The organism is Selenomonas sp. (assembly GCF_052169755.1).
Taxonomy (GTDB): domain Bacteria; phylum Bacillota; class Negativicutes; order Selenomonadales; family Selenomonadaceae; genus Selenomonas.
In genome coordinates this window covers 1-4,748 of record NZ_JBQNBV010000143.1, presented here as the reverse complement: position 1 = coordinate 4,748, position 4,748 = coordinate 1, and the positions used below count along the sequence as shown (strand labels likewise).

The following is a 4,748-nucleotide window of genomic DNA, read 5'->3' as shown; positions in this document are numbered from 1 at the left end:
GAGCCGTTGCCCAATCGCCTGCGTCCTTCGGACTTGCCTCTTGGACGGCTCAGTAGCGGTCAACGCAGATGTGTGAAGATGGGAGCTGCATTTATCCGTGCTTCCTTAACATACAGGACTCACACACAAAAGCCCGCCCCATCTCCAAGCCAAAGGCTCCGAGATGGGGCGGGCTTCTTTTAGGAAGCGCGGATAAATTCACTTCTCCCGCAGAATTTCTACGGCAAGCTCGGCGTTTTGAAACGCGAGATGCCGCAAATCATTTAGGAGGGCGGCATTCTTTTCACGAAACACCTCGCGCGCCTGCCACTTGCGGCGCACTTGTGCCATGAGTTCGTCCGCCGTGACGGTTTCGAGCTTGGCGGCGGGCGTCTCACCGATGGAGTCTAAGAAACGGTCGATCTTCGGATCGTACGATACGCCGACGAGCGGCACGCCCATGACGCCGGCGAAGATCAGCGCGTGCAGGCGAATGGCGAGGAGCAGATCCATATTGCCGACGAGCGACAACAGCTCTGCCGTCGAGAACTCGCCGTCGAGGACGACGGCTTCCTCTTTCATCAAGGCGGCGACCATTTCCGCCGTCTTGACGTCCTCGGGGTACTGCATGGGCAAAAAGACGATGTTCGCGCCAAGCTCGGCGGCGATTCGGTCTGCCGTTTCAGCAAAAATCTCCTTATAGCGCTGCCAGCCCTTCCACTCGCGCACGGAGATGCCGACGAGCGGCTTATCTTCCGTCACGCCGTTCCATTGCAGGATCTGCCGCCCCGCCTCTTTCGGCACGGGGTTGATGGCGAGCACGGGGTCGGCGGTCGCGACGATCTTCGGGCGCGAGATGCCGAGCGCCGAAAGCTCCGCCAAAGAGCCGTGATCGCGCACGGTGATGAGACGCACGCGGTTGCCGATGAGCCGCATCATCGTGCGCGCCCAAAAGCCCTCGATCGGACCGATGCCCTGCGCGTAGAGCATGACGGGACGCCGTGCGAGGAATGCGAGGACGATGATCGCCATGTAGTAGTAAAGGCTGCGGCGGCTCGTGACGTTCTGCAGCAGACTGCCGCCGCCCGACACGAGGAGATCGGATGCACGCAGAGCCTTCCATATTTCGGAAAACGAGAGCCATGAAACAGCTTCAACGCCGTGGCGGCGCTTCGTATCCGGAGGATTCGCTGAGATCACCGTGATATTCGTTTGCGGGTCCAGTTCGGATAGCACCTCGATCATCGCGGCAAGCATGGCTTCATCGCCGGCGTTTTTCGAGCCGTAATATCCGGATACTACGATGTTGCTCATTCCTTTGCGAACCGCTCCTTTGCCGAAGATACCAACATTTGTCCAAAGTGCACGAGCGCCATGAGAAGAGCGCCGATGCCGCAGCCGAGGACGATGCCACCGATGCCGCGCACAAAGGACATGTAGACGGGCGTGCGCATGTGCGCGAATGTCTCCACCATCGAGCCCTGTCCAATCGTCGCGACGAGCACGAGCGCAAAGAGCAGCATCGTCGGCCACTTGCGGCACCACGCGAGAACGGCAAGCATGAACGCCGGATGACCGATCATCAGCTCTTTCGAGCGCGGACGCGCATAAAATGCCTGCTCCAAAAAGGCGCGGAACTTCAGTTCCAGCCCCGAAACGGGCATCCCCGACGTATGCCCCGACCGCGCGACGAAAACGACGGCGGCGAGAGCCACGAGTACAAAGATCAGAAGCGACTTGAGCTTCACAGGCATGTCAAGGATCTGACGCAGCTGCGCAAGCGCCCCCTGCCCCTCGTCCATTCTGCCATCGAAAATATCGTACCGCGTCAAAAAGGCGACGGCGACAAGCACGATGGGCAGAACGAACGTCAGCTTGATGCCGCGGAAGATGTTGAACTCAAGGAAGTACTCGACATCGGCAAGCGCCCCCGACAAGTACGCCGCACCGATGTAGGAGAGCGCCCCCGTCACAAAGAGCGCGACCGCCGCCGTGCCGATGATGCGCCAGAGCGGCGCTTTTTCATCCGGCTCCATGCCGCGAATGCGGTCAAGCTGCCAGATCACGGCAAGCGCGGGGAAGAGGTTCGCGCTCAAAAACGCCGCCAAGAGCCGCATCTTCGCGCCGCTTCCCATGAGAATCGGCGCAGCAAAGACAAATGCCAGCAAAGCAAAGAGCGCATAGAGCGTCCTCGGCTTTAGGCGATGCGTGATGAGCGAGAGATACAGCACAGCCGCCGCCGCAACGCCGAGCATGAGCACGGCGCGTAAAATGCGCGGCGCGTACCAGCTTTCAAACGTCCCCGCGGGACCGAGCGTGAAGCCGTTCGCCTGCACCGCTTCCGCCGTCGCTTTGATGTAGTGCATATTCGTCTCGAAGAGCGTCATGCCGGGCGCAGGCTTTTCATAGATGCGCAGAAGGTTGATGCGGATATTGCGCTCCATGTCCGTGTTCGCCCAACGCTCGACCGCCGTTTCGATCTTGAGCTTCGGCTGCTCGTCCTTGGGGATCGCATAGAGCCGTGCGATATGATCGTAGCCGACGCCCTTCGAGATTTCCTCCATGCCGTCCTGCTTGTAGAACTGCAGCTGCGTCGTATCTTCGATCAGTCCCAAGACGAAATTGCGCTCCTTGAAGCGATCGATCGTCGTCTGCAAGGATCTCGGTGCGCCGAGTATCTGTGCGCCGGAGAACACGACTTCCGAGATGCGGAAGTCCTCCAGACGGCGGAACACGGCGTCGACGTCGTCGGGCGTGCAGCCCAGATAATTTGTCGGACGTGCGAGCACGAAGAAGCCTGCGTCATTGACCGCCTGCATCTCATCCGTCGGCATACCGAGATCCATCTTGAGGAAGGTTTCGTAGTTCGCCTTGACGACGAGAATTTCCGCGCCGTTGACCGTGACGGCGTTTACGCGCGCAGCGCCGAGGCGGCGCAGCAAATCCTCCTTGACTTCCTTGTAGGTACGCGCGTCATGTCCGACGATGCAGACGTCTGCGCCTTTGATCGTGCCGTTTTCGATGAGCGTGCGCCATGCGGGATCAGTCAAAACGCCGGCATGATAATTGGCTACGAGATCGCTGCCCGCGATCGCTGTCGCCTTGCCGCTTGCATTGAGCTTCTTGAAGGTCGTTTCGTAGACGGCGAGCGACGTGACGCCCGCTTCCTTCGCCGCCTGCATGACTTCGGCGACCGGCTTTCCTTCCTGCTCGGCGAGCTGTACGAGATCTTCGTAATTGATCGCGAGATCGACCTGCTTATTGACCTCTTCCGCCCGCCAGCGACCGACGTCGATGAGGAGCGCCGCGATGAGTCCGACGAAGATGAAGGCGATGAGCACCTTGTTGTATTGAAATTGCTTCATGGAATCCTACTCCCCATTTCCTCCGGCAGCAAGGCGCACAACGACGGCTCCCGCGCGATGCTCGACGCTCTCGACGCGCATCTTTAGGGGAAACGCATCGAGCTTCGTAATCAAAATGTCGTCGAAGAAATCCCCGATATTCGCCTTGCCGAGCAAGGCGTTCTTGATGTCGAGCCGCGTGATATGAAAGTAGAGCGCCTGCGCGTCCTCGACGACTTGTCCATCGAGCGCGACATCCGCCATGCGTCCGAAAATCTTCACTTCCGCCGTCGCGTGTACGCCCGCTTCGTCAATCGTGACCTTGATGTTGTCGAGCTTGTCGATGCGCTTCGCCAGAAGATCGCGCAGAGCGTCTGCCGAAACCGTTCCCGCAAGCCGCAAATTCTCAGCGGCGAGAATATGCACGCGGCGGTCGAAGAAAAGTTCGCCGGAAGAAAAGCGCACGCCGCTTCCCGTCAGCTGCACGCGCTCCATGCGCAGTTCGCCGATGCGAAGCCCCTTCGCATCCGCCGTGACGGCGTCGATCTGCCCCAGAAGAAGCAAAATGCCCGGCGTGCTTTGGAGCGTCACCTCGGCGCTCGCCGCCCCGCGATCTTTGAGCATCGTTTCCGCCGTCTGCCGCGCCCACACGGGCAGCAGCGTTTCGCCGAGGACGAAGATCACCGCCAAGACGCCTGCGAGCGCCATCAACAGCTTACGCAAAATATCACCTTAAATCTCATGATTCGCTTTCGCCGCGAGGAAGGCTTCGATGAAGGGATCGAGATCGCCGTCCATGACCGCCTGCACGTTGCCCGTTTCCATGCCCGTGCGCATATCCTTGACCATCGTATAGGGCTGGAATACATAGGAGCGAATCTGGCTGCCCCACTCGATCTTCTGCTGATCGCCTTCAAGCTTCTGAATCTCGGCTTCCTTCTTCTCCTGCTCCAATTCAAACAGCTTGGCACGCAGCATCTTCAAACACTGTTCACGGTTCTGCAGCTGCGAGCGTTCGTTCTGACACTGCACGACAATGCCCGTCGGCATGTGCGTCATGCGCACGGCGGACGACGTCTTGTTGATGTGCTGACCGCCCGCACCCGACGCGCGGTATGTATCCACGCGCACATCCGCCATATTGATCGCGACCTCAACAGCGTCGTCGATCTCCGGCATGATGTCGCAGGCAGAAAACGAGGTATGGCGGCGTGCGTTCGCGTCAAAGGGCGAGATGCGCACGAGGCGATGCACGCCCTTTTCCGACTTCAGGTAGCCGTAAGCGTTGTGCCCGTTGATGAAGAGCGTCGCGCTCTTGACGCCCGCCTCGTCGCCGGGCAGGAGATCCGCCGTGACGACGGAAAAGCCGTGACGCTCCGCCCATCTGCCGTACATGCGCAGAAGCATCTGCGTCCAGTCCTGCGC

General features: G+C 59.8%; 4 protein-coding genes. All 4 read right to left on the bottom strand.

Annotation, left to right across the window (positions count from 1 at the left end):
- Positions 1 to 198: 198 nt before the first annotated feature.
- Positions 199 to 1,293, bottom strand: coding sequence for a polysaccharide pyruvyl transferase CsaB (gene csaB / locus ACTTKG_RS09100; protein ID WP_442673892.1), 1,095 nt, complete (start codon positions 1,291 to 1,293; stop codon positions 199 to 201).
- Positions 1,290 to 3,344, bottom strand: a complete 2,055-nt coding sequence (locus ACTTKG_RS09095) for a DUF5693 family protein (protein ID WP_442673891.1) — start codon at positions 3,342 to 3,344, stop codon at positions 1,290 to 1,292. The genes csaB and ACTTKG_RS09095 overlap by 4 nt, the downstream gene beginning before the upstream one ends.
- A 6-nt stretch (positions 3,345 to 3,350) precedes the next feature.
- Entirely contained in the window at positions 3,351 to 4,046 is a 696-nt protein-coding gene (locus ACTTKG_RS09090; RefSeq protein WP_442673890.1) for an LmeA family phospholipid-binding protein, read from the bottom strand.
- A 9-nt stretch (positions 4,047 to 4,055) separates the two neighbouring features.
- A partial coding sequence (gene prfB / locus ACTTKG_RS09085) for a peptide chain release factor 2 (RefSeq protein WP_442673889.1) occupies positions 4,056 to 4,748 on the bottom strand: 693 nt, incomplete at its 5' end.

Bases quoted from the DNA above. Each gene is read 5' to 3' on its own strand.
- csaB (WP_442673892.1), bottom strand. From the start codon at position 1,293: ATGAGCAACATCGTAGTATCCGGATATTACGGCTCGAAAAACGCCGGC.
- ACTTKG_RS09095 (WP_442673891.1), bottom strand. From the start codon at position 3,344: ATGAAGCAATTTCAATACAACAAGGTGCTCATCGCCTTCATCTTCGTC.